Origin of the sequence: Streptomyces sp. NPDC090798, assembly GCF_044768965.1 — a bacterium.
In the GTDB taxonomy this organism is placed as follows: domain Bacteria; phylum Actinomycetota; class Actinomycetes; order Streptomycetales; family Streptomycetaceae; genus Streptomyces.
Window position 1 is genome coordinate 124,823 of sequence record NZ_JBIVXA010000025.1, and the last position, 24,623, is coordinate 149,445.

24 protein-coding genes and 2 pseudogenes are annotated in these 24,623 nt (G+C 69.0%); 15 read left to right on the forward strand and 11 right to left on the reverse strand.

Going from position 1 to position 24,623, the window contains the following annotated elements:
• Positions 1-6: 6 nt before the first annotated feature.
• Positions 7-2,094 (reverse strand): SpoIIE family protein phosphatase, encoded by a 2,088-nt coding sequence (locus ACIQTP_RS38645; protein WP_403408771.1) that lies wholly within the window; start codon positions 2,092-2,094, stop codon positions 7-9.
• A 309-nt stretch (positions 2,095-2,403) separates the two neighbouring features.
• A pseudogene (locus ACIQTP_RS38650) lies at positions 2,404-3,168 on the reverse strand (zinc-binding dehydrogenase); the annotation flags it as partial.
• A 142-nt stretch (positions 3,169-3,310) separates the two neighbouring features.
• On the opposite strand from ACIQTP_RS38650, the gene ACIQTP_RS38655 reads away from it, so the two are divergent.
• From ACIQTP_RS38655 to ACIQTP_RS38665, 3 genes are all read left to right on the forward strand, one after another.
• A complete protein-coding gene (locus tag ACIQTP_RS38655) occupies positions 3,311-3,910 on the forward strand; it encodes a TetR family transcriptional regulator (RefSeq protein ID WP_403408773.1) in 600 nt (199 codons plus the stop codon).
• 265 nt (positions 3,911-4,175) lie between these two features.
• Entirely contained in the window at positions 4,176-5,027 is an 852-nt protein-coding gene (locus ACIQTP_RS38660) for an MBL fold metallo-hydrolase (RefSeq protein WP_403408775.1), read from the forward strand.
• Between the two features lie 134 nt (positions 5,028-5,161).
• Positions 5,162-6,367 carry an FAD-dependent oxidoreductase gene (locus tag ACIQTP_RS38665; RefSeq protein WP_403408777.1) on the forward strand — a complete coding sequence of 402 codons (1,206 nt, stop codon included), beginning with the start codon at positions 5,162-5,164 and terminating at the stop codon, positions 6,365-6,367.
• Between the two features lie 79 nt (positions 6,368-6,446).
• On the opposite strand, the gene pgm is transcribed toward ACIQTP_RS38665, so the two are convergent.
• Positions 6,447-8,087, reverse strand: a complete 1,641-nt coding sequence (pgm, locus tag ACIQTP_RS38670) for a phosphoglucomutase (alpha-D-glucose-1,6-bisphosphate-dependent) (RefSeq protein ID WP_403408779.1) — start codon at positions 8,085-8,087, stop codon at positions 6,447-6,449.
• Positions 8,088-8,319: 232 nt separating this feature from the next.
• On the opposite strand from pgm, the gene ACIQTP_RS38675 reads away from it, so the two are divergent.
• Positions 8,320-9,138 (forward strand): SAM-dependent methyltransferase, encoded by an 819-nt coding sequence (locus ACIQTP_RS38675; protein WP_403408781.1) that lies wholly within the window; start codon positions 8,320-8,322, stop codon positions 9,136-9,138.
• 66 nt (positions 9,139-9,204) lie between these two features.
• On the opposite strand, the gene ACIQTP_RS38680 is transcribed toward ACIQTP_RS38675, so the two are convergent.
• The gene (locus ACIQTP_RS38680) at positions 9,205-10,125 is read right to left on the reverse strand and encodes a helix-turn-helix domain-containing protein (RefSeq protein WP_403408783.1); all 921 of its coding nucleotides are present in this window, start codon (positions 10,123-10,125) and stop codon (positions 9,205-9,207) included.
• Positions 10,126-10,224: 99 nt separating this feature from the next.
• Positions 10,225-10,434, reverse strand: a complete 210-nt coding sequence (locus ACIQTP_RS38685; RefSeq protein WP_402034111.1) for a DUF397 domain-containing protein — start codon at positions 10,432-10,434, stop codon at positions 10,225-10,227.
• A gap of 310 nt (positions 10,435-10,744) precedes the next feature.
• On the opposite strand from ACIQTP_RS38685, the gene ACIQTP_RS38690 reads away from it, so the two are divergent.
• The 5 genes from ACIQTP_RS38690 (at position 10,745) to ACIQTP_RS38710 (ending at position 13,292) form a co-directional block, all read left to right on the forward strand.
• Positions 10,745-11,248, forward strand: a complete 504-nt coding sequence (locus tag ACIQTP_RS38690) for an ATP-binding protein (protein WP_403408785.1) — start codon at positions 10,745-10,747, stop codon at positions 11,246-11,248.
• A gap of 65 nt (positions 11,249-11,313) precedes the next feature.
• Positions 11,314-11,787 (forward strand): hypothetical protein, encoded by a 474-nt coding sequence (locus ACIQTP_RS38695; protein WP_403408787.1) that lies wholly within the window; start codon positions 11,314-11,316, stop codon positions 11,785-11,787.
• A 120-nt stretch (positions 11,788-11,907) separates the two neighbouring features.
• Positions 11,908-12,543 carry an AAA family ATPase gene (locus tag ACIQTP_RS38700; protein WP_388127328.1) on the forward strand — a complete coding sequence of 212 codons (636 nt, stop codon included), beginning with the start codon at positions 11,908-11,910 and terminating at the stop codon, positions 12,541-12,543.
• A complete protein-coding gene (locus ACIQTP_RS38705; protein ID WP_099945399.1) occupies positions 12,540-12,764 on the forward strand; it encodes a hypothetical protein in 225 nt (74 codons plus the stop codon). Before ACIQTP_RS38700 ends, ACIQTP_RS38705 begins: the two co-directional genes overlap by 4 nt.
• An 87-nt stretch (positions 12,765-12,851) precedes the next feature.
• Positions 12,852-13,292 (forward strand): OsmC family protein, encoded by a 441-nt coding sequence (locus tag ACIQTP_RS38710; protein WP_403408789.1) that lies wholly within the window; start codon positions 12,852-12,854, stop codon positions 13,290-13,292.
• Positions 13,293-13,322: 30 nt separating this feature from the next.
• Here ACIQTP_RS38710 and ACIQTP_RS38715 read toward each other — a convergent pair whose 3' ends face one another.
• The 6 genes from ACIQTP_RS38715 to ACIQTP_RS38740 form a co-directional block, all read right to left on the reverse strand.
• Positions 13,323-13,811 (reverse strand): (2Fe-2S)-binding protein, encoded by a 489-nt coding sequence (locus ACIQTP_RS38715; RefSeq protein WP_403408791.1) that lies wholly within the window; start codon positions 13,809-13,811, stop codon positions 13,323-13,325.
• 21 nt (positions 13,812-13,832) lie between these two features.
• Entirely contained in the window at positions 13,833-15,938 is a 2,106-nt protein-coding gene (locus ACIQTP_RS38720; protein WP_403408840.1) for a molybdopterin cofactor-binding domain-containing protein, read from the reverse strand.
• Between the two features lie 153 nt (positions 15,939-16,091).
• Positions 16,092-17,069: a LysR family transcriptional regulator gene (locus tag ACIQTP_RS38725; protein ID WP_403408793.1), complete on the reverse strand. Its 978-nt coding sequence runs from the start codon at positions 17,067-17,069 to the stop codon at positions 16,092-16,094.
• On the reverse strand, positions 17,062-17,991 hold the full coding sequence (locus tag ACIQTP_RS38730) for a DMT family transporter (protein WP_403408795.1): 930 nt from the start codon (positions 17,989-17,991) through the stop codon (positions 17,062-17,064). The genes ACIQTP_RS38725 and ACIQTP_RS38730 overlap by 8 nt, the downstream gene beginning before the upstream one ends.
• Before the next feature lie 117 nt (positions 17,992-18,108).
• Positions 18,109-18,594 (reverse strand): hypothetical protein, encoded by a 486-nt coding sequence (locus ACIQTP_RS38735; RefSeq protein WP_403408797.1) that lies wholly within the window; start codon positions 18,592-18,594, stop codon positions 18,109-18,111.
• A gap of 83 nt (positions 18,595-18,677) precedes the next feature.
• On the reverse strand, positions 18,678-19,466 hold the full coding sequence (locus tag ACIQTP_RS38740; protein WP_403408799.1) for an ArsR/SmtB family transcription factor: 789 nt from the start codon (positions 19,464-19,466) through the stop codon (positions 18,678-18,680).
• A 315-nt stretch (positions 19,467-19,781) separates the two neighbouring features.
• Here ACIQTP_RS38740 and ACIQTP_RS38745 point away from each other — a divergent pair, with 315 nt between their 5' ends.
• The 6 genes and pseudogenes from ACIQTP_RS38745 to ACIQTP_RS38770 all read left to right on the forward strand — a co-directional run bounded on the left by ACIQTP_RS38745 (position 19,782) and on the right by ACIQTP_RS38770 (position 24,575).
• Positions 19,782-20,210, forward strand: coding sequence for a VOC family protein (locus tag ACIQTP_RS38745; protein WP_075032068.1), 429 nt, complete (start codon positions 19,782-19,784; stop codon positions 20,208-20,210).
• A gap of 93 nt (positions 20,211-20,303) precedes the next feature.
• Positions 20,304-20,651: a VOC family protein gene (locus ACIQTP_RS38750; RefSeq protein ID WP_403408801.1), complete on the forward strand. Its 348-nt coding sequence runs from the start codon at positions 20,304-20,306 to the stop codon at positions 20,649-20,651.
• Between the two features lie 45 nt (positions 20,652-20,696).
• Entirely contained in the window at positions 20,697-20,924 is a 228-nt protein-coding gene (locus ACIQTP_RS38755) for a hypothetical protein (protein ID WP_403408803.1), read from the forward strand.
• Between the two features lie 349 nt (positions 20,925-21,273).
• Positions 21,274-22,454: pseudogene (locus ACIQTP_RS38760) on the forward strand (SMI1/KNR4 family protein).
• A 317-nt stretch (positions 22,455-22,771) separates the two neighbouring features.
• Positions 22,772-23,755 (forward strand): Dyp-type peroxidase, encoded by a 984-nt coding sequence (locus ACIQTP_RS38765; RefSeq protein ID WP_403408805.1) that lies wholly within the window; start codon positions 22,772-22,774, stop codon positions 23,753-23,755.
• A gap of 22 nt (positions 23,756-23,777) precedes the next feature.
• The gene (locus tag ACIQTP_RS38770; protein ID WP_403408843.1) at positions 23,778-24,575 is read left to right on the forward strand and encodes a family 1 encapsulin nanocompartment shell protein; all 798 of its coding nucleotides are present in this window, start codon (positions 23,778-23,780) and stop codon (positions 24,573-24,575) included.
• The last annotated feature ends 48 nt before the right edge of the window (positions 24,576-24,623 follow it).

Consider the following 24,623-nt stretch of genomic DNA (forward strand, 5'->3'; position numbering starts at 1 on the left):
TGCTCGTCACAGGGAACGTACCGCGCGGGCGATCAGCAGAGCGACGTCGTCGCGGTCGCGCGGATGTCGCAGCCCCTCAAGAAGGCGGTCGCACGTCTCCTCCAACGGGCAGTCGGCCACCTCCAGGGCGTGGACCAGGACGGCGAGACGTTCGTCGATGGAGTCGTGGCGGGTCTCGACCAGACCGTCCGTGTACAGGACCAGCTTGTCGCCCAGGCCGAATTCGACGGCGGTCGCTTCGAACGGGACACCACCGACTCCGAGAGGGATACCGGCGGGCAGCTCGAGCAGCCGTGGGCGCTCGCCACTGCGCACGAGGACAGGAGGCAGATGGCCGGCGTTGGCGATGCGGCACTCTCCGCGGTGGGGATCGTAGGCCGCGTAGAGGCAGGTGGCGATGTACTGCTCCAGCCCGGAGGTGATCGAGTCGAGCTGCTCGAGAACCCGGGCGGGCTCCAGATCGAGGCTGGCGAAGGCGGCCGTGGCGGTGCGCAGGCGCCCCATGGCCGCGGCGGCGTCGATGCCGCTGCCCATGACGTCGCCCACGACGAGGGCGGTCTTGTCGCCGCCGAGCGGGAGGACGTCGTACCAGTCGCCGCCGATCTCGTAGGCGGCCTGTGCCGGGACGTAGCGGGAAGCGACCTGCAGGCCGGGAAGGCGGGACGGGTGGTCGGGGAGGAGGCTGCGCTGGAGGGTCTCGGCGGCGGTGCGCACGCTCTGGTGCGTGCGGGCGTTGTCGATGCACACCGCGGCGCGGAATGCGAGCTCGGTGGCGATGGAGAGGTCGTCCTCGTCGAAGGGCCGCGGGTCCCGGGCGCGGGAGAGCCCCAGGAAGCCCAGGACGGCGCCGCGTGCGGTCAGCGGGACGGCCATGTAGGAGTGCACCCCGGCCCGGGCCAGCAGCGTGGCGGCGCGATCGTCGCGGGCGATGCGACTCAGGTCGTTCCCATCGGCGTGGGCGATCAGGATGGGCCGGCCGGTGCGCACACATCGGGTGGCCACGCGATCGGCTTCGTAGGAGGTGATGTTGCCCGGGGGATCGGCGGCCCGGACGGCATCGGTGGGGTAGGCGGCCTTCACGGCGAGGGCGCGGAAGAGCGCGGGGCCCTTCTCGGAGGCGGAGCGGTGCTCGTCGAGGACGGAGTCGAGCACGTCGACGGCGACCATGTCGGCGAACTCGGGAACGGTCACCTCGGCCAGCTCCCGGGCAGTCTCTTCGACCTCCAGGGTCGTGCCGATACGAGCGGAGCCGTCGGCGATCAGGGCCAGGCGCCGCCGGGTCTCGGTGGCCTCCATGGCCGACCGGTAGCGCTCGCTGACGTCCACCACGAGTTCGGCCACCCCGAGCACACGGCCCTGGGTGTCCTCCAGCCGGTACACCGAGATCGACCACGCGTGCCGTTGTTCCGGGTCCGCCGGCGTGAAGCCGACAACGGTGGACTCGTCGACCAGGGGGACCCCGGTCTCAAGGACCCTCCTCATCGCGGCCTCGATCACCTCGAACTTGTCGGGGCTCATGATCTCGCGGTAGGGGCGGCCGAGGTGCTCCTTCTCGGGGAGGCCGTGCATCCGCTCCAGCGCGGGGTTGACGGCCAGGTACCTGAGGCCGGTGTCGAGGATCGCCAGCCCGAAGGGGGACTGGGAGATCAGCCGGGTGGACAGGGCGACATCCCGTTCCACCTCACGGAGCGTGGGTGAGTCGGTGCCGAGCCCGAGAGCGTAGAAGTCGCCGCGGGAGTCCAACAGCCGAGTGTTGCGCAGCTCCACCTGCCGGCTGCTCCCGTCCTTGCACCGGACGGGAAACGTGCCGCCCCAGCCCTGACCGGTCTCCATGACCTCGGCGAACTTCTTGATCACCCAGTCCCAGTCCTCTTCACGGACAAGCAGCAGTGCGGCGTACTGTCCGAGCGCCTCCTCCGCGGTGTAGCCATACAGTTCCTCCGCCTGGGGACTCCACAGGACGATCCTTCCGTCCGCGTCCAGCAGTGTCGCCGCGACGCCGAGGAGGTCCATCAGCCCGCTCGGCTGCGACGGCTCGCTGTCGCGGCGGGTGCGAGCCCAGTCGATGCCCGACGGCCATTCGGCTTCGCTCATCACAGGCACTCCTTCCGCGGCCGACAGCACGCGGGGTGATCCGCCGGCCTGGAGCGCGGCCTGCCTGTCTCCACAGGCGCGTCGCCTTCCATGGTCCCCCACGACCGCCGGACTACACACCCCGACAGCGCGACGCGGCCCGCCAGGGTTGATCGGGACGGCCGCCGTGGAGTGGGGGCGCCGCCCTCGTACCCGCCCCCGGGGCACCGGTCGCGGGTGAACACACGCTTCTTGTCGCCGTCGCACGGCACGACTTGAGGTTCAGGCCGACGGACACCGAGCCGGAATTTCAGCCGAGCGGCACCTCCTTCAGGCTGCCAGGTCGGACATGTCGAGGACGAAGCGGTAGCGGACGTCGTTGCGGCCGAGGCGTTCGAGGGCCTCGTTCACGCGTGCCGAGGGGAGGAGCCCGATGTCGGCGGTGATGCCGTGCTCGGCGCAGAAATCGAGCATGGCGGTGGTCGCGGGCCTGCCGCCGCTGCCTGCGGAGCTGAGCCTCTTGCGTCCCACGAGGAGGTCGATGGTCTCCACGGTGACGGGTCCGAGGTGTCCGAGGTGGCTGAGCGTCCCGTCCATGGCGACCAGGCGCAGATAGGGCCCCAGGTCGTGCGGGGCGGAGATGGTGTCGATGACGACGTCGAACCGGTCACGGGCGTCGGCCAGCTGTTCCGGGTCCGTGGAGACGACGAGACCGTGGGCGCCGAGACGACGAGCATCGTCGAGCTTGTCGGGTGAGCGGCTGATGACCGAGGTGTCAGCCCCGAGAGCCACGGCGAACTTGACCGCGAGATGGCCCAGGCCACCCGGCCCCGCCACGGCGACGCGACTGTGCGGCCCCACGCCCAAGGTGTGCAGCGGTTCCCAGACGGTGATCCCGGCGCAGAGCAGAGGAGCGGCGGCGGCCGGGTCCAGACCGGCGGGAAGAGGGTGGGCGAACCGGTCGCGGACCACGTACTCGCGGGAGTAGCCCCCCAGGGTGGTCGATCCGTCGTGCCGGTCGACGCCGCCGTAGGTCAGGGTCGGGAAGGCGTGGCAGAAGTTCTCCTGGCCGGCCCGGCACATGGCGTACTCCCCACGTCGCCGTCGGGCCGTCCGCCTGCCAGCCAGTTGTTGTCCGCACCGCGCATCTCCTTAAACAGACTGTTCGGTCTATCTCAGCGAAGACACACCTGCCGCACCAGGCAAACCAACTGTTCTGTTTGGTAGCCTGGCGGACATGACAGACCGGCCCCTGACCTCGCGCGGAGCGGCGACGTACCAGCGCATCCTCGATATGGCGACCCGTGAGTTCGCCGAGCACGGGATCGCCGGCGCACGCATCGAGCGGATCGTGGCCGCCGCGCGCACGAACAAGGCACAGCTCTACGCCTACTTCGGAAACAAGGAAGGGCTCTTCGACGCCATCTTCTTCGGCTCGCTGGAGCGGATCGTGAACGTCGTCCCGATCGACGCCACCGACCTCGCGGACTGGGCCGTACGGCTCTACGACGAGTACCTCCGCCGCCCCGACCTCATCCGGCTGGCCACCTGGGCGCGCCTGGAGCGCCGCCCGACCGGGCACCTGGTGGACGATCCCGACCGCCTCGACGACCGCAAGTTGCGTGCCATCGCCGAAGCCCAGGCCGCCGGCCTGGTGCGCCAGGGAGACCCGTTCGACGTGATGGCCATGGTCATCGCCATGTCCATGGCCTGGTCACCGGTCAGCAACGTCTACGCGGCAACCGCCCAGGAGCCCCCCGAAGTTCACGAACAACGTCGCTCCCTGCTCCGCGAGAGCGTCCTCCGCACCGTGAGAGCCGACCGAAAGGGGAACTAGATCATGTCGTCACTTTTTGCCGGCGCTCGGGGGCTCGGCGTTCATCGGTGACCGGAGTACTGTTTGCCGGTTCCGTTCGGCGTCGAGGAGCAGCGCGCGGTAGATCGACAGCATCGCGCGGACGCCCGCCGGGCATCGAGTGGCAGGGCGGCCGGCGCGACCTCCCCCTCTGGATCGGTCGCACGCAGACCTTCGACGGGCAGGCCGCTTCCCTCCGTGTGAGAGTGGTTCGCGGTGTCTCTCATCCATGAGGAAAGTGCCGAAAATGAGCCATTCCGCTCCCCTGTCCTACGAGGTACTCGTCTCCGACGGAGTCCCCAGGAAGATCGATCTGCGGATGCCGAACGGCGACGAGATCGTCTCCTCGCCGGTCTCCTCCACCCTCATCTACGGGGAACGGGACGCCGCCCTGGTCGATCCGCCGCTGACCCACCCGCAGATCGCACAGGTCGCCGAGGGAGTGGCGCGCTCCGGCAAGCGGATCGCGTACGTGTACATCACCCATGGCCACCCCGATCACTGGTTCGGCACGGCGACGTTGTTGGAGCAGTTCGGGGACGACGACACCGTCGTGTACGCCACCGAGGGCACCATCTGGCAGATGCGGGAGCAACTGAAGGGCAAGGAGGAGGGGTTCGCGAGGACTTTCTCCCAGGTCCCCGAGAACACCCCGGTACTCGCCGTTCCCGTACCGGCCGAGGGGTTCCGCCTGGAGGGCCAGGTCCTGCGCGCGGTCGAGACCGGCCACACCGATACGGACGACTCCAGCGTCCTGCACGTACCGTCGATCGGTCTCGTCGTCGCCGGAGACGTCGTCTACAACGGTGTGCATCAGATGATGCTGGAAGGCGGCAACGGCGGCCTCCAGGCCTGGCTCGAAGGTATCGACCGGGTCGCCGCGCTCCACCCGCGTCATGTAGTCGCCGGGCACAAGAACAGGGACCTGCCCGACGATCCGAGGATCCTGGACGAGACCGGCCGATACCTGCGAGACGCGATCCGACTCCTCGCCGGCAACCCGACGCCGCTGGAGTTCTTCGACGAGATGATGAAGCTCCACGGCGACCGGCTCAACCCCGGCCCACTCTGGTACAGCGGCCTGGGCCTGCTCACCTGAGAAGGCGGCCGTCTCACGTCTGTCTCCGACCGGGAAGTTCCAGGGACCGGTCGGGAACCCCTCGCAGGCGCCCACGCGTTGGGCACTGCGCGGGTACATCGAGCGAGAGTCCAACGGGTGCCGGGGGATACGACATGACGGAGATACTTGTCATCGGAGGCGGTATCGCCGGTACGGCGACGGCCTTGGCCCTGCACAAGGCGGGGTTCGACGTCACCGTGTACGAGGCGCACCCCGAATCGGCCGAGGACATCGGTGCCTTCCTCACACTCGCGAGCAACGGCATGCGTGCCCTCGCCCAGATCGACGCCTCCGTCGCGGTCACCGAGGTCGGCTTCCCGCTTCGTTCCATGAGCGTGCTCGACGCAGCGGGCACCGAGGTGGCACAGATGCCACTCGGAGAGGCCCACGACCCGCTTCTCGCGTACCGGTGCCTGCTCCGCGGCGAGTTCAACGCCGCCCTGCAGGCAGAGGCCGCACGCCGGGGCATCAAGCTCCGGCGCGGCACCCGGCTCGCCTCCGTCGAGCAGGGTCCGGACCGCGTCACCGCACGTTTCACCGACGGCTCCTCCGCGACCGGCGACCTGCTGATCGGCGCCGACGGGCTGAACTCCACCGTCCGGGGATCGATCGCCCCTGAGACACAGTCCTGCTTCGCGGGTGAGAGCGTCTTCTACGGCTACGCCAGTGCGGCGCCCCTGGTCGCGGAAACCGGGCGTTTCACCATGGTGAGGGGCGGGGCGGCCGCCTTCGGCTGTGCGGTGTCGCCCGGCGGAGAGACGTACTGGTTCGCGCGTGTGGCCGGTGCGCCGCTGTCCGCCGACGACATCGCGCACGGCACGCCCGGCCACTGGCGTGGGCTGCTCGTGCCGTTGCTGCGCGGGGACGCCACTCCCGCCGCGGACGTGGTCGCGGCCACCACCGACCGCATCATGGTCACCAACGCGACCGAGATCCCGACCGGCACACGATGGCGGCACGGACGGACTCTGATCATTGGCGACGCTGCCCACGCGGCCTCCCCCGCGACCGGGCAAGGAGCGTCGATGGCGCTCGAGGACGCTGTCGTACTCGCGAAGTCACTGCGGGACGCGCCCGACACCGAGTCCGCGCTCTCCCTCTACGAGGCCCTCCGTCGCCCGCGCGTGGAGCACAACATCACGACCAGCGGCAGGATCTCCCGTGGCTTCCACACACCGTCACGCGCCGGTCAAAGAGCGCCCGCTCCCCGCCCCGGGGACGACGACCTCCTCCAGCACCTGGAGTGGGACATCGACATCTCGACCGTGGCCGAAGGCAGTTCGGCGGCAGCGGCAGGCGGTGGTCGGGACGCCGGTTGACGGACTGAAGGACCTTTGCGGACAAGGGCCGTTGCGGGAACAGCCCTTGTCCGGATCCGCTCGGGTCGCACGCGTGCTGTCAGCCGCTCAATGCCGCCGAGACCACGGCCTTCGCCTCCTCCTGTACCTGGCGCAGGTGATCGGCTCCGAGGAACGACTCGGCGTAGATCTTGTAGACGTCCTCGGTGCCCGAAGGACGGGCCGCGAACCAGGCGCTGGCGGTGGTCACCTTGATACCGCCGATGGCCGCGTCGTTGCCCGGAGCATGGGTGAGCACCGCGGTGACCGCTTCTCCGGCAAGGGTGTGCGTGCTGACCTGCGCGGGCGAGAGCTTCGCGAGGAGGGCCTTCTCCTCGCGGGAAGCCGGCGCGTCGATGCGCTCGTACGCCGGGGCGCCGAAGCGTGCGGTCAGCGCGGTGTAGTGCTCCGAGGGGGTCTTCCCGGTCACCGCCGTGATCTCGGAGGCGAGCAGGGCCAGGATGATGCCGTCCTTGTCGGTGGTCCACACCGAACCGTCGCGGCGCAGGAAGGACGCGCCGGCCGACTCCTCCCCGCCGAACCCGAGTGAGCCGCTGACCAGCCCGTCCACGAACCACTTGAATCCCACGGGCACTTCGACCAGTTGACGCCCCAGGTCGGCGGCGACCCTGTCGATCATGCCGGACGACACCAGCGTCTTGCCGATCCCGGTGTCCGCGGGCCACTGGTCCCGGTGGGAGTACAGATAGGAGATGGCTGCGCTGAGGTAGTGGTTGGGGTTCATGAGCCCGGCGTCCGGTGTGACGATCCCGTGGCGGTCGGCGTCGGCGTCGTTGCCCGTGGCGATCCGGAAACGGTCGCGCTGCTCGATGAGCGAGGCCATGGCGTAGGGCGACGAGCAGTCCATACGGATCTTGCCGTCCCAGTCCAGCGTCATGAATCGCCAGGTCGGGTCGGTGAGCGGGTTGACCACCGTCAGGTCGAGCGCGTGCTGTTCGGCGATGCGTCCCCAATAGGCGACCGAGGCCCCGCCCAGGGGGTCCGCGCCGATGTGCACGCCGGCCGCGCGGATCGCGTCCAGGTCCAGCACGTTCGGCAGATCGGCCACGTAGGTGCCGAGGAAGTCGTAGCGGCCGGTACCGGGGGCGGCCAGCGCCCTCGTGTAGGGGATGCGCCGTACGCCCTTGAGTCCGCCCTCGATGAGTTCGTTGGCCCGGTCCTGGATCCAGGATGTCGCCTCGGAGCCGGCCGGGCCGCCGTTCGGCGGGTTGTACTTGAAGCCACCGTCGGCGGGCGGGTTGTGGGAGGGGGTGACCACGACCCCGTCCGCGAGACCCGAGGTCCGTCCGCGGTTGTGGGTGAGAATGGCGTGCGAGACCGCCGGAGTGGGCGTGTAGCCGTCCGAGCTGTCGAGGAGCACCGACACTCCGTTGGCCGCGAACACCTCCAGTGCGGTGACCTTCGCGGGCTCCGACAGGGCATGGGTGTCGGCGCCCAGGAAGAGGGGACCGTCGATGCCCTGGCCCTCGCGGTACTCGCAGATGGCCTGGCTCGTCGCGGCGATGTGGTCCTCGTTGAACGCGGTCGCCAGTGACGACCCACGATGTCCGGACGTGCCGAAGGCCACGCGCTGGCCGGGTTCCGCCGGGTCGGGGTGCAGCGCGTAATACGCCGTGACCAGCCGGGCCACGTCGACGAGGTCCTCGGGACCGGCCGGAGTGCCCGCTCGTTCGTGCTGCATGTACCCGCACCTCCACCTCGGTTTTTCATCACTTGCGGTCCCATGTTTCCTCACCGGGCGGCACGGCCGCACGGTGCCACGGCGAGGACCGGACACGCGCCGGGCCAGAGGGTCCCGCAGGTGCTGTCCCGGAGATCCTCGGTCAACAGGCTGGTATCCCCAATTGCCCACTGCCTAGGATGTATTGTCTGTCAAGCCAAGCCACTAGAAGCAGCTTGGAGCTGGGGGAACGATGCAGGCTGGAAAGCAGTTGTCCACGAAGATCGACGCCACCGTACCCACGGCCGCTCGAATGTACGACCACTACCTGGGCGGCAAGGACAACTACGCGGCCGATCGGGCAGCCTGCGCGGAGCTGGACAAGGTCGTGCCCAGCACACGCGCCTTGGCGCTGAACAACCGGCGCTTCCTGCAGCGGGTCGTCGGGACGCTCGCAGCCGAGTACGGAATCAGGCAGTTCCTCGACCACGGGTCAGGCCTGCCCACCCAGGAGAACGTCCACCAGGTCGCGCAACGCGTCGATCCCTCGTCGCGCGTGGTGTACGTCGACAACGATCCGATGGTGCTGGTGCACGGACGGGCGCTGCTGGACCAGAATGACCGCACCACGGTCATCCACGCCGATCTGCGTGACACGGAGAAGATCTTCTCCCACCCGGACACTCAGCGCCTGCTCGACTTCTCGCAGCCGGTAGCCGTGCTGTTCAACTCGGTCTTCCACTGCATTCCGGACGGCGAGGCCGACGGTCCGCTCGCCGTGGCCCACCGGGTGGCCGAACGGCTCGTGCCCGGCAGCTTCATGGTGATGTGTCAGCTGGTCAGCGAGGACGAGAAGGTCCGGGAGTTCGTCACCGACTTCATGGATCAGGCGACCCAGGGTCATTGGGGCAGGGTCCGCCAGGAGAAGGACGTGGCGGAGTGGTTCGAGGGACTCGACGTCCTGGAGCCCGGTCTGGTGGAGGTGTCCACCTGGCGGCCCGACAGCGAGGTCGCACCCCGTCAGCTCACCCAGGAATGGGTCGAGTTCGGCGGCGCCGGCCGGATCCAATAAGACCGCAGGACCACGGGACTGCCCCCGTCGGCTCCACCGGGATTCGGCCGGTGGAGCCGGAGGCGGTCACGAGGTCGAATAGCGCCCCGCGGTCGTGTCCCGCAACAGCGTCAGTGAATCCCGCGGGGTGAGGGCTTCGTCTCCCAGACGGTCCAGAGCCAGTCGGTACTCTTCGGTCTCGTCCCGGTCCTCCAGGAAGTTCGCGCTCCTGATGTGCTCCAGGTAGACGATGTCGGGCAGATCGAGGCCGCCGAAGCGCAGGTAGGTGATGGGGATGGCGGGCGCGGAGGCGTTCGTCACGTCCAGGGGCACGATCTGCAACGTCACCTGGGGACGCTGAGCCATTTCCACGAGGTACTCGAGCTGCTCGCGCATCACCTCGCGGCTGCCCAGTACGCGCAACAGGACCGACTCGTCGATGATCGCCCACAGTTGCGGACCGTCCTCGCGACCCAGCAGTTCACGTCGGCGCATGCGCAGTTCGACACGGCGCTGCACCTCACCGGCCGGTGCCGTGGGCAGACCGCGCTCCACGACTGCCCTGGTGTAGGCCGGAGTCTGCAGCAGACCGGGGACGTACTGGATCTCGAAGGTGCGGATGGCCGCAGCGGCCTCCTGCAGCCCTACCAACCGATCGAACCACTCGGGCATCAGCCGCTTGTCGTAGCGCTGCCACCATCCCGGCTCACCGGCACGCTGCAGCAACTGGAGCAGAACCGACGCCTCGTGGTCGTTGGTCTTGTAGAGCTCCAACAGTGCGCGGACGTCCCCTTCCGTGGGCGGCCGACGGCCCTTGCCCGCTTCTATGCGCGACAGCTTCGCCGGACTGAACCCGATGGCGCGAGCGGCCTGTTCCTGCGCGAGGCCGGCGTCTTCGCGGATGCCCGCGAGCTGGACACCGACCAGCATCTTCAGCAAGGTCGGAGCGGGCTCGGTCCGCGTCAGATACGGTTCGAGGCGGGAGACACGAGGTGACTCGGCGGACATCCTGGACTCCCTGTAGAACGGCAGACGACGAAGTCCATCCTCGCATCCCGCGGCCTACTGTCGCACGCGTCGGCAGAAGTGGAATCGTTCGACTCCGCTTCACACCAGATGGTCGAACTCCCCCTCCTTCGCCCCGGCCAGGAAAGCGGCCACTTCAGCCGCTGTGTAGATGAGGGCCGGCCCGTCGGGGTCGCGCGAGTTGCGCAGCGCCACACCTCCCTCGGCCAGGGATGCCACCTCGACGCAGTTGCCCTCGGCGTTGCTGTGCCGGCTCTTCACCCAGCGAACGCCCAGTGAACTGGCCCGCATTCCGTTTCGCACTGACGGCACCGCACTCTCCTTGCTCACGTTCCACCACGGTGTACAGGTCGGCCGCCCACTGGGGCGGACCGAACCCGCGCGGCCTGCCCCAGCCACCCACTCGTGCAATTTCCCGTGAAATTGCACGACGGGCGCTGTCAGGATGGATAATAGCTCGGGCGTCAACCGCACTGTCGCCGCCCCGCACCTGACGTCGCATCAGGGAGATGTCGTGTCGTTACCTGCACGCCAAGCACCGAGCCTTGCAAGCGGCAAGGCCGCGCCATCGTCGGGTCGAGCCGCTCCGACCGGCTCACTCATGGAAGAAGCGCGCTCCTCCATCGCGGGGCAAGGGCGGCCCGGGGGGAGCGATCCCGCGTGCAACTCACCCAGATTCGCCAGCCTGCGCATCACCGGTACCAACCAGGGGCTCGCTCAAGCGCGCGCCTTCACCCGCCGCACCCTTGGCCACTGGGCGTTGGACCACCGCATTGACGACGCCGTCCTCATCGTCAATGAACTGGCCACGAACGCGGTGCTTCACGCGGCACCGCACTCCCCCGCCGGGCAGAACGGCGTGCGGTTGAATCTGACCTTTCGACGCGCCCATCTCGTGTGCGCCGTCACCGATCAGTACGACAGCCCGCCCGTCTGCCCACGCACGGACGCCCCGCTGGATGTCCACGGCCGCGGCCTGCGGATCGTCGAAGAACTGTCCGAGCACTGGGGCTGGACTCGCTCACGTGCCGGCAAGACCGTCTGGGCGATGCTGCCCACTCCCCTGTCTCGGCCGACATCACCGCCCTGGCAGGGTCCGACATGACCGGCGCCGCATCGGCAGAGCCTCCCGGCGCACGGCATCACGCAACACCTCTCGTGGGAGCGGACATGGAGACAACCCTCAAGAACCTGAGAGACGTCCCATGGCGCGAGCTCCAGGATTCCACCGGGTCCGCCACGGGCATCCCCTTCCTGCTCGCGGCCATCACCACGGGTGACGAAGACACCGCCGTTGCCGCGCTCGCGCGTCTACGGCAACGCATCTGCCAGTACGGCTTCGTCGTGGACCAGGCCACCGCCGCCACGGTCCCCTTCCTGTGGGAAATCGCCGAGCTCCCTCAGGTCCCCTGCCGTGTGCAGGTCCTTCAGCTGCTGAAGAGCATCGCCGACGCCCGGCAGTGGGAGAGTACGGCCGTTGCCTACCCCAAGCTGCTCAATCGCCGCGAGAACTACGTGGGATGGGAACGCGACGCACGTCGAGCCGTACGCGCCCATCGCGAGGCGCTCCAGCGCTTGCTCGACGAACCGGACAAGGAACTCGTGCAAGCCGCGCGAGAACTGGCCTCCGCACTGGCCGACTGACCCGCCGTCGGCCTCCCGCGTTAGCCCCTACGAATGATTCCCGGCGCCGCAGGGTGAAAAGGGGGAGCGTGTGCCGCGCCGACGGCAGTCGGCCGCTCGCGACCGTTAGCGTTGCGTCTCGTGTCGCTGAGCTATGCCTTTGTGAACCTGAAACCCGGAGTGGGAAAGACGACCAGCGCGGTCTGGTTGGCCCACGCCCTGCACGAGTCGGGCCTCTCACCCCTGCTGGTGGACAGTGACCCCGCCTCCTCCGCCTTGCGCTGGAGCGAACTGGCAGGAGGCTTCCCGTTTCCTGTGATCGCCTTTCCGGTGGGCGACGTGCACCGGCGCGTGAACGACTTTCTCGGCAACCGACAGTCCGTGGTGTTCGACGCCCCGCAGCTGGAGGACCATGCCCACATCGCGCGGAGCATCATGAGATACGCGAGCGAGTGGATCGTGCCGCTGACCCCGGCCCCCATCGAGCTGGATCGCATGGCGCCCATCGGCAGCGAGATGAGCGACGTGCAGTCGCTGCGGGCGCAGCCGGCCCGTGCCGCTGTCCTGCTGAACCGCACCAATCGTCCCGATGCCACGCGCACCGGCCCCGACGCCGACGCTCGCGAAGCCCTCACCGAGCGGGGCTTCGACGTGCTGTCCACCCACATTCCCCGACTCGACCTGTACGCCCAGTCGTTCGGCAGCCCGGTCGAGGTCAAGGGCTCGGCGTACATGGACCTCGCAGACGAACTCATCAAACGTCAGGACAAGGCGTGAACCAGCGCAAGGACACCTACCGAGCGGCACTGCAGCGCGAACCCGACGTCGCCGCATCCCGCCCCGCCAAGGTCACTCACCTGCACACCCGATACGTCCGGGTGACCATCGAGCTCGACCCGGCCCTGCAGCGCGAACTGACCCGATGGGTCGAGCCACCCCTGTCCGCGCTCCTGCGGGTCGGCGCCGCCGTACTGCACCCCCTGAGAAGCACCCCGTAAGCCGGCGCGGGGACGCGCGGGCGCCGTTTCTCGCGTTGCACCGTCGACAGAGCCAGGTCTCTCAACCTGCGCGTTAGTGTCGTCGGCATGACCGAAAACACCCTGCGCTCCGTCACCATCCAGCGGACCGGCACCGGCCACTTCACCGCGACGAACCCCCGCGGCGGCACGATCAGCTTCGGCACCAGCTCCGATCCCCACGGCGGCACCGACTTCACCCCGGTCGAGCTGTTGCTCGCCGCGATCGGGGGTTGCACCGCGGCCGACGTCGATGTCGCCACCGCCCGCCACGCGGAGCCCACCGGGTTCGCCGTCTCCGTCACCGGCGACAAGATCAGCGACGAGTCCGGAAACCGGATGACCGACCTCGTGGTCACCTTCTCCGTCACCTTCCCGGACGGCGACCTCGGCGACCGCGCCCGCGCGATCCTCCCCCGAGCGGTCAAGACCTCCCACGAACGGCTCTGCACGGTCAGCCGTACGGTCGAGATCGGCACGCCCGTCACGGCGACGGTCGCGGACGCCTGACCCCACCGGGACCGAACGCCACCTCGTGCCTCAAGGACGGCTCCGACCAGGGCGGTTGACATTGTCGTCGGCGGCGGAGGCTTTCTTGATCGCCTCACGGATCCGGGAGTACGTGCCGCAGCGGCAGACGTTCTCGATACGGTCGATGTCGTCGTCGGTGGGCCGGGGCGTCCTTTTGAGCAGGGCCGCGGCGGCCATGATCTGGCCCGGCTGGCAGAAGCCGCACTGAGCGACATCGCAGTCGAGCCACGCCTGTTGTACGGGGTGCAGGGTGTCGCCGTCGGCCAGGCCCTCGATGGTGGTGACCCCGCGGTCCACGCAGTCGGCGACAGGGACGACGCAGGGCTGGATCTCCGCCCCGTCCAGGTGGCTGGTGCAGGCACGGCAAACGCCCACGCCACAGCCGTACTTGGGCCCGGTGACGTGCAGCAGGTCGCGCAGTACCCACAGGAGCGGCATGTCGGCGGGGGCCTCGACGGTGACCGGCTTTCCGTTGAGGACGAAGGAATAGGAGGGCATCAGCACCTTCTCGGACAGCGATCAGAAGTTGATCGGGAAGCGGCGGGGCTTGGTACGGGTCGCGCGGGCGTAGGCGTTCGCCACGGCACCGGCCGCCGCCGGCACGCCGAGTTCGCCGGCCCCGCCGGGCTCGTGCCGTGACGGCATGATGTACGCCTCGAAGCGCAGCGGGGAGTGCTGCTGGCGGGCGTAGCGGAAGTCGGCGAAGCTCCCCTCGCGCACCGCACCCCGGTCGATGTGCAGTCCGGCCCGCAGCACGGTGGAGATGCCGTCGACGGCCGTACCCATGAGCTGGGCCTCGAGTCCGCGCGGGTTGACGGCCATTCCGACATCGGCCGCCATCACCACCCTGGTCACCCGCGGGTTCTTCGGGTCGGTGGCGTCGATCTCGACCAGGCAGGCCACGCAGGAGCCGTATTCCTCGTGGACGGCCACACCCTGTGCCTGGCCGGACGGCAGGGGCCGACCCCAGTTCCCGGCGGTCGCTACCTTGTCGAGTACGGCTTTGACGGCCTTGTTCCTGAGCGTGTCGCGCCGGAAGGCCACCGAGTCCTTGCCCAGCTTGGCGGCGACCTCGTCGACGACGATCTCCTCCGCGGTGCGCATCGTCCCGGAGTCCACCGACCGCCAGGCTCCGAGGGGCATCGCCAGCTCAACCGAGCCCGAACTCCCCGATACACGCCCGAAGTCGTAGAGGCCGCTGTCGCTGGGCAGCGGGCCCGCGGCCACTGTGGCCACACCGCCCTGCACGGCCACGCCGCCCTGAGCGGCCAGGCTCTGCCGCTCGAACGACTCACTCACCGAGGCCATCGCATGGCTGAAGGCCACCACCCTGCCGTGCGCATGGCTGGCCCGGATGTGGTGATGGGAGGCCGGGCGCATCCGGCCGTGCCGGATGTCGTCCCCGCGGCTCCACATCAGCTTCACCGGTCGCCGTGCCGCCTTCGAGATCAGGGCGGCCTCGATCGCGGCATCGTAGTTCAGCCGCCGGCCGAACGAGCCGCCGCCGCGCACGACATGGACCCGGACCTTCGACTTCGGCACTCCGATCGCCGAGGCGATGCTTTCCCGCGCGTCCATCGGTGTCTGGGAGGAGAACCAGATCTCCGCACCGTCGGCGCGTACGTCCGCCACCGCCGTCAGCACTTCCATCGGGGCATGGCTGACGAAGGCGAACTCGAACTCGCCCTCGACCTGCGCCGATCCGCGCGGCGGCGCGCCGACCGAGGGAACGGCGGCCCGTAGCCGGGAACGTATGGCGGCGTCGGACAACGGCGCCAACGGGCCGGGCTTCCAGGTGACGCGCAGGGCGTCGCGGGCTTTGAAAGCGTGGTGGAAGGACTCCGCGACCACGGCGACACCGCCGGCGACCTTGACCACCGCGTGAACGCCGGGCATCGCGCGGGCCGCCCGGTCGTCGACCGACACGAGGCGCCCACCGAGCGTCGGCGGCCGGGCCACCACGGTCGGCTTCGCCCCGGCGACCTCCAGGTCCCCGGCGTACTTCGCCTTGCCCGTGACGATGTCCCGCGCGTCGATCCGGCCTGTCGGCCGTCCGATCACCTTGTGCCGGGACGCGGGCTTGGGCTCGCTCGACACATCGGGCCGGTGGATCCGGGCGGCGGCCGCAGTCAGCGATCCGAAGGTGGCCGTACGGCCGTCGGGGGCGACCACCCTGCTGTCCCGCGTACGCAGGCTCCGGGCGGGCAGGTGCCAGCGCCGGGCGGCCGCGGTCACCAGCCGGGCCCGGGCGGTGGCGGCGAGCGCGCGGGCGGGACCGTACAGGGAACGGACGGAACTTGAGCCGCCGGTGTACTGGTTCCCCTTGGTGCGGGCCTCGGCGAGCGGGATGTCGATGTCGGCGAGCCGGGCGTCCAGTTCCTCGGCGATCATCATGGCGACCGCGGTCGTGATGCCCTGCCCGACCTCGACGCGCGGCAGTCGTACGACCACCTTGTTGGCCGCGGTGACCTCCAGGACCAGCATCTCGTCGTCCGCGCCGGTCACCAGGACGCGGGACGGCCCGTGCACCTCCGCCGCGGTGGGCTCGACACCCTCCGCCGACGACGTGTCGCAGCCGATGGGCGCCGCGACGGTCAGTGTGGACGCCGCGAGCGAGTAGACCATGAACTTCCGGCGGGACAACTGACCGGCCAACAGGCGCTCCTCTCCGAGTATCCGGGTGGGTTCCCCTGGTATGAGGGGGCAGCGCTCTTCGAGGTTGCGCGGGGCGGCCGCTGTGCTCCAGTGCGGGGGGCTCATCACCGCCGGAGCCAACGATCACCGGGGCCGGCCGGGCCGGTTGCCGCCCCTGTCGTCGAGCGCCGTGGCCGTCTCGTGCAGCAGGTCCAGTACGGCCCGCAGATCGGGGTGCTTGCCGGTGCCCGCGCGGCTGACCGTGAAGACGGTCCGGGACACGGGACGGACCAGGGGGTGGAGACTGAGGGGCGCGGTGTGGTCCGGCAGAGCCATGCGGGGAACCAGGACGGCACCGGCGTCGGCGGCGGCCAGCGCCGTCAGCACGGAGAAATCGCTGCTGGCGGCCCGGATGTCCGGGACGAAGCCGGCCGCGCCGCAGGCCCGCTGGATCATCTCGTAGCAGGAGGTCTCCGGGCCGGGGGTCAGCCACGGCAGATGCGCGAGACGGGACAGGTCCGCGGGCTGCCCGGCGGCGAGGCCCTCCAGTCCGGCCCGGTCGGGGTGCAGGGCGAGCAGGACCGGTTCTTCCATCAGGACCGACTGCTCCCACGCCGCGGGGACACTGCGCGGCAGCACGGTGTAGCTGTGCACCAGGGCGAGGTCGGTCGAGCGTTTGTGGAGTTCGTCGAGGGCCTCGTCGGGCTCCTGGACGGAGAGCCGTAGCGAGAGATCCCGGGCGGCACCGGTGCCGTTGCCGGGGGCGATATCGGGGCCGGCGAGACGTTCGAACAAGGGTGGAACGAGGGTGCGGGCGGCGGAGGCGAAGGCGCTGATCCGTACCGTGCCGCGGCGGCCTCCCTTCATCGCCGCCAGGCCCGACTCGGCCGCCGCGAGCTCTGCCAGGATGACCTCGGTGTGGGCCACCAGCAGTTCCCCGGCCGCGGTCAGGCGCAGCGTGCGGCCGTGTTTCTCGACGACGGGCGTGCCGGCCTCCTTCTGCAGGGCGGCGAGGTGCTGGGAGACAGCCGGTGCTGTCAGGTGCAGCGCATCCGCCGTGGCCGCGACGGTTCCGTAGGCGGCCAGGTGCTGGAGGATGCGCAGGCGGCGTACGTCAAGCACAAGCGGCTCCTTGCGGTTCGGACCCGTCCACGGCGGGGGCGTTGGTGGCATTGTGGTTCTGCCTGTGCCGGCTGATCAGGATCACTCCCGCGACACTGATCGCTCCACCGGCCAGTGCGATGGGACGGGGCACCTCCCCCAGCCAGACGAAGGAGACGATCAGCGCCACCGGCGGCACCAGGTACAGGGCCGCGGTGGAGACGGCGAGCGGCAGCCGGGCAACCGCGTAGGCCCAGATGACGAAGCCGAGGGCGGAGGGCAGGAGGCCCAGGTAGGCGGCGGAAGCGAGCGCGGCGGCCGGGGCGTGGGCGGTCGCGTGCCAGGTGGCGGGGATCAGGGGCAGTGCGAAGACCGTACCCGCGACCATCGCGTAGGTAGCGACCTCCAGCCCGGTGTAGTGGCGCAGCAGGGGCTTGCTCGCGAAGTGGTAGACCCCTTGGACCACGGCGGCCGCCAGGATGACGAGGGCCGAGACGGAGAACCCGCCGGTGCCCTCGGCCAGGCTGACGACGGCCGCGCCCACGAGCGCGACGACGCTGCCGACGACGATGGTGTGGGTGAGCCGCTCGCCGAGGAACAGACTTCCGAGCAGCACGCTGAAGACGGGGGCGATCGCGATGAGCAGGCTCGCGGTCCCGGCCTGCACGTGCACTTCGCCCCAGTTGAGCAGGAGCTGGTACGCGGTCATGCCGGTGACCCCGCACAGGGTGATCAGCGGCAGGTCGCCGCGTCGCGGCAGCCGTACCTTCGCGAAGGGTGCCACGGCCAGCAGCGCGACGGCGGCGATCAGGAGCCTCAGGAACGACAGCGCCGCCGCTCCCAGACCGTCGATGCCGACCCTGATGGCGGGAAAGGCCGACGCCCACAGCACCACGGTGCCGGCCAGGGCGAGGAAGCGGGGAGACGTGATGCGGGTGGACATGGCTCCACCATCTGCGACCAGAAGGAGAAGTTCCAGTTAGCTTTTGTTTCGGAAAGCTTCAGTTCTACTTACTGGCCGCCTCGTCGGACCACGCCCGGGTGAGAACTCGGGGGGTGATCAACCCAGGAGGGCCAGGAGCTGTTTGGTGTGGCCGGGCAGCTCCACTTCCGCGAGGCCGGTGATGAGGTCTCTCAGCGGCATCGGCTGATCGACCAGGACGGTGCCCTTGGACAGGAGACGGGTCGGCACGGGCGTGTCGAGTTCGGCGTCGCTCAGCGTCGGTCCGCCGAGTGCGCAGAGGGCGTCGCCTTGGAGACGGATGCGGTCTCGGAGCCCAGTGTTGCCGCCGGCGAGCGCGATGAGGCGTTCGATGGTCCAGGTGTCGAGCGCCATGCGGTTGTCGTACGTCGTGTTCGATCCCGCGGCGACGCAGGAGACCGCGGCGATGGTGGCGGCGTTGACGAGGGCGACGTGCGCCAGAATCTGCTCGGCGTTCCATTCGCCGGCCGGCGGGACGGGGCTCGTCTCGCCGGAGCCGGCCACGGTGGCGGCAGCGTCCAGCAGCGAGCGGTAGGCGTCCCGCAGCGGGGTGGTGTCCATCATGTCGACTTCTTTCTGCGGTCGTGCGTGGGTTTCCGCGGACGCTCGCGAGGGTGAGTACGGGAAGGGCAGTGGCGAGTGCCGTCTCAGGCGTGCCCGGGAGACATCTCCCATGGCGCCTGCGGGAGGACATCGCCGGTCTCGAGCAGCGACTTGAGGTTCGCCAACACGGCCGGCCATCCCCGCGAGATGCCGTTGAGCATCTCCTGGTCGGGGAGCTTCTCGTGGGTCACGGTGAGGCGGACGATGTCCTCGTGTGGTTCGACGAGAAAGGTGACCACCGACGGTTCCCTCGGCGTTTCGGCGTCGGGGGCGTCCTCGAAGGTGATGACCAAGCGCGTCGGAGGCTCGGTTTTGATCACTTGACCGACGACGTCGACGGCACCTGAGCCGTCGACGCGTCGGTGCTCCCAGGTCGAACCCTGCTGCCAGTCCGAGACGTTGGCGTGTCCCCAGTAGCGCGCCGTCAGGTCCGCGTCCGTCAGGGCCTGCCACACCTGCTCCGCGCTTGCGCGGATGTAGGTGACATAGACGTAGGTCGGCACGGACGTGGGTCCGTCGGTCATGGCGTACTCCTCTGCCTGGTTCTTGATGGCACTGATCGCTTGCAGGCGGGGCTTGTCGAACCCCGATATCCAGCGCTCCTCCATCTCGTGGATCGGTGTCGGGTTGAGGTAGTGAAGTCGCTCCCGTCCCCGTCGCACGACGGTCACGAGGTTGGCCTGCCCCAGGATGTCGAGATGCTGCGTCGCCGACTGGCGCTTCATGTCCAACCGCTCGCACAGCTCGCTCAGCGTCTGGCCGTTGCGCTCGCGCAGGCGGTCGAGCAGGAGCCGCCGGGTGGGGTCGGCCAGCGCTTTGAAGAGCAAGTCCATCGCTCCGGCTTCGAGGGTCACACTCCATTATGCAGGCACTTACCTGCATAATGTCAATGAAGGATCTCCGGTGGCCTTGGTTCACCCGGGGAACGACGAACTCGGCGCGCCGTCAGCCGCCATCGCCAATATCATCGGTCCTACGACAACTACCGCGTAGTCGGTCCATGGGTGACCCGGAGCCGGTGCTCGGGTTCCCGCCGGTGGAGGCCTATCAGGGGCCACAGCCGAACCGGGCGGCCGTCATGGGAGATCGCCATGAGCACCCAGCAGAGAGAGCAGGACGGCGCAACGGACGTCGTCAAGGAGCCGACCATGAGCATGAGGCTCGAGGTCGCCGTCATCCCGGTCACCGACGTCAGTCGCGCGCTGCACTTCTATCGAAGCCTGGGGTGGCGGCTCGATGCGGACTTCGAGGCCAGTCCGAGATTCCGGCTCGTGCAGCTCACGCCACCAGGGTCGGAATGCTCGATTCACTTCGGCCGCGGGATCACTCCCGCGGCGCCGGGCTCCGCCCACAACTACCTTGTGGTCTCCGACTTGGAGCAGGCCTGTGCCGACCTGATCAGCAGAGGCGTCGAGGTGAGCGAGATCTACCACAACGTCTACGACGCCGGAGTGCAGGATCAGGCGGACGGCCCCGATCCAGAGGGCCGCAGCTACGCTTCGTACGCCTCGTTCAGCGATCCGGACGGCAACGGGTGGGTGCTGCAGGAGGTCCAGGTGCGACTACCAGGACGGTGACGAGTGCCGCCCGAGGAGGTTTCGCCGAGGCCGACCGCGACGTCATCGTACGGTGAGACGTAGGGACAGATTCGCTCTCACCTGGAGTCGTCGATGGCCGTTCGTCGTGTCGTGCCCAATGTCCAGTCGGAAGTCGTGCGGGAGAGCCGGGAGTTCTACGGCCTGCTGGGCTTCGAAGAGGTCATGAACCACGGCTGGATCGTCACGCTCGCCTCGCCGTCCCACCCGGCGGCACAGGTCAGCTTGATGACCAGTGACAAGACAGCACCGGTCACGCCCGACATGAGCGTGGAGGTGGATGACGTGGACGCGGCCTATGAGGTCATGCGCGTCAGCGGCGCGGAGATCGTGCACCCCTTGCAGGACGAAGAGTGGGGAGTGCGCCGGTTCTTCGTTCGTGATCCCAACGGGCGGGTGGTCAACGTACTGGGCCACCGATGAGATGACCGCCCACCCCGTGTCGTCCGCGTCCGCCGACTCCGGTGCGTGCAGGAGCAGTTCTACGGGGTCTGCGCCGTGGCGGAGCGCGTTGCCGACCAGGTTCGCGACGACCACGTCGAGGCGGCGCGGGTCGACCCGGCCGGCCGACATCGAGGTGTCGGGAGGCTACAACTCGTAGCCATGAGCAACTCGGCGACGGCCTGTGTCGCCACGCAGTCGCCGTCTCCCTCCACACATACACGCGAGGAGGACCCGATGCGCTTCTTCACCTGAGGAGTGCAGCTTTCCCGGCGACGAACGGGAGCCCGAACAGGTCCCTTCGTCCCAGGTCGGCGGCGCTCCTCGGCTCTTTGACCGACTATCAGACGCGCGTACTCGTTAGGGCGCGAGGCCAGTTCACCAGAGCAACCGGAGGCCGCCGTCGTCCTCGATACATGACTTCGCGACCTGGGAGCCCGTGCTGCGGGTTCCGCGGACCGCCAACGCGGAGAGCATCGCCGCACCGGGCGGCTACGTGGCGGGACAGATCGGCCGGCACGGGTGGAGCCTGCCCATGCCGCGGCGGCGCCCGCAACCCGGACGAGCCCTCCAGATGGAGGACATGCAGGACGAGTTCGACGCGGTGGAGCGGGTACGCGACGCACTCGCGGACTCGGGTGTCGACGACATCTCGTTCGCGGCGGAGATCTCGCCCGACGGGAGTGCCGTACTCCACCTGCTCAATCCCAGCCCCGCCGCGGAGCCCCGGCATCGGCAATCCGCATCCGGGTTCGCTCATCCTGGTCGAGGATGCCGTCCCCGAGCCCTGGCGCCGCCTTCCCGACGGATCCCCGGAGCGCTGCCCGCCCCGTCGGTGGATCTGGCGTCGCTGGAGCGGACGCTCCGCGAGCGGATCCCCGATGCCATCGGCGCCACCGAGGCGGAGATCGCCGCCGCGGAAGCGCGCCTCGGCGTCGTGTCGCCCGACGAGTTGAAGGTGCTCTACCGCGTGACCAGGGCACGGTGGGAGGACTGGAACGACGGCTACGAGGCGGCGGAGCGCGTCTCCGATGCGGTCGGCTGCGAGCTCTCCTCCCTGGATGACCTGTACCTCGCCGACACGCAGTCCCGTCCGTCCCCCTGGAAGTTCGCGGCGATGAAGGCGGTCGTCACCCCGCCCGACGCCGCCGTGCAGGGGCTGGTCGGCCCCCCGGCTGGATCGTCTTCGGCGACAACGGCGGCGGCGACCGCATCGCGGTCGACCTGACACCGGGCCCGCGCGGACACGCAGGACAGATCATCATGCTCGACCATGAGCAGAGCGTCGGCGGCGACCTGCTCGCCGACTCCCTGACCGACCTGGTGATGAACGGACTCGGCGAAGGGCACCGGGGCCCTTGCGGCGACCAGCCACCGGCCGTGACCTACGTCAACGTCGGAAACCTGAGCCGTGTCGAGGCCGCCGTCCATCCCGGGCTGGAGGTCCTGTCCATCGGCGTGTGGGAGGGAGAGCCGCTCAGCCTCGCTCCCTTCACCGGACTGCCCCGCCTACGGACTCTCACCGCCTACCCCGGTACGCTCGCCGACCCGCCGGAGATCGCCAAGCTGACCGGGCTCGAGTTCCTGGAGCTCGGGCCGGAGGACTGGCGTGTCCTGCTCGATGCCGGAGCCGTCCCGCGCAGCCTGTCGGCCGCCTCCATAGAGATCCACGGCACCCGCCACCCGCTCCCGATCGTGGCCCTCGCCAACGAACTCCTCGCCCTCTGGGGCCGCCCTCTGATCACCCGGACCACCATGGAAGGCAACCTCGGCCCCGTGGTCTAGCCCGGTTCGCCCCAGTGGGTCTTCTCGTCGTCGCGGGAGGGGCGCGGTTTCGTGGTGCCGCACTCCCCCGCGAGCGCCTAGAAGTCCTGTCCGCCACAAACCTTTTTGCGGATCGCCAGGATTCCCTCACGAAGAAGGCGCAATTGCTGCGGTGCTAATCCTCGACCATCAGGGGGCGGGTGCGATTCACGCAGGCGGGCGCCCGTGTACCCGCAGCGGTCGACATCGCCGTGAGCCAATCTTAGAATTTAGTCTGTTTCCTCACGTTATCCTGCCGTGCGTAGCGCCATAGCCACGACAAGTAGGAGGCAGGCTCCGTGGTTGAGTCGCAGTCCGTGATGGCCCCGCCCGCCAAAGCCGCCCTGTTCCTCGTGTGCACCATGGCACCTGGCGGCGAGCCCGCTGTTCGCGACCTGCTCCAGGATGTGGCCGGGTTGCGACGATCGGTCAGTTTCCGCGCTCCGGATGCGGAGCTGAGTTGTGTCGTCGGCATCGGCTCCGCCGCCTGGGACCGGCTCTTCGAAGGACCCCGCCCACGCGATCTGCATCCGTTCGTCGCGTTGACGGGCTCCCGGCACCGAGCCCCGTCCACCCCTGGTGACCTGCTCTTCCATCTGCGAGCCCACCACATGGACCTCTGTTTCGAACTGGCCCAACTGATCGGCGAACGCCTCTACGGAGCGGTCGCCGTGGTGGACGAGGTGCACGGTTTCAAGTACTTCGACGAGCGCGACCTCCTCGGCTTCGTCGACGGCAGCGAGAACCCCGAGGGCGAGGTCGCGTCCGACGCGGTGTTCATCGGTGTCGAGGACCCCGATTTCGCGGGCGGCAGCTATGTGATCGTCCAGAAGTACGTGCACGACCTCGCCGCCTGGAACGCGTTGCCGACGCAGGAACAGGAAAAAGCCATCGGCCGCTCAAAGCTGGCGAACGTCGAAATGCCGGACGACATCAAGCCCGGTGACTCGCATGTCGCACTGAACACCATCACCGACGCGGACGGAAACGAACGGAAGATCGTCCGTGACAACATGCCTTTCGGCAGCATCGGACAAAGGGAGTTCGGTACCTACTTCATCGGCTATGCGCGCACTCCCGAGGTGACCGAACAGATGCTGAGGAACATGTTCCTCGGTGACCATCCCCATACCCACGACCGAATCCTCGACTTTTCCACGGCGGTCACCGGCTGTCTGTTCTACGTACCGAGCGCCGACTTCCTCGACGACCCGCCCGCCGCACCCACCGGAGCGTCGGCGGCCGAGGGCTCCCTGGGGATCGGCAGTCTCAAAGGAGCCTGATCACGTGTCCACACCCAACGGTATGAACAACCTGCACCGCGAACTCGCGCCGATCACGCCCGAGGCATGGGCACAGATCGAGGAGGAAGCCCGCCGTACCTTCCAGCGCAACGTGGGGGGCCGTCGTGTCGTGGACGTCACCGGACCCGACGGTCCCGCGCTTGCCTCGGTCGGCACCGGCCATCTCACCCGCGTCGAAGCGCCCGGACCGGGCGTCACCGCTCTCCTGCGCCAGGCACAGCCCCTGGTCGAACTGCGCGTCCCCTTCAAGGTCGGTCGCGACGCGGTGGACGACGTCGAACGCGGCTCGAACGACTCCGACTGGCAACCGGTCAAGGACGCGGCGCGCGCCATGGCGTTCACCGAAGACCGGGCCGTCTTCGAGGGATACGAGGCAGCGGGCATCGACGGGCTGCGCAGGCGCACCTCCCATCCGGTGCACGGCCTGCCCGCGGAGACACGTGATTACCCGGATGCCGTCAGCCGCGCGCTGACGACCCTGCGCCTGGCCGGAGTCGCCGGCCCGTATTCGCTGCTGCTGGGCGCCGACGCGTACACCCTGGTGAGCGAGACGTCCGACCACGGGTATCCCATTACCGAGCATCTCAGCCGGATGCTGGACGCCCCACCGATCTGGGCGCCCGCGGTAGACGGCGCCTTTCTGCTGTCCACCCGTGGTGGGGACTTCGAACTGCGGCTCGGTGAGGACCTCGCGATCGGCTACACCGCGCATGACGCGAACGAGATCGAGCTGTACTTCCGCCAGAGCATGACCTTCCTCGTGTACACCGACGAGGCCGTGGTGGCACTCGGCTCGTGACCGCGCGACGCCCGAGCGGTCGGGGAATTGCCCCAGGAGCCGGCGATA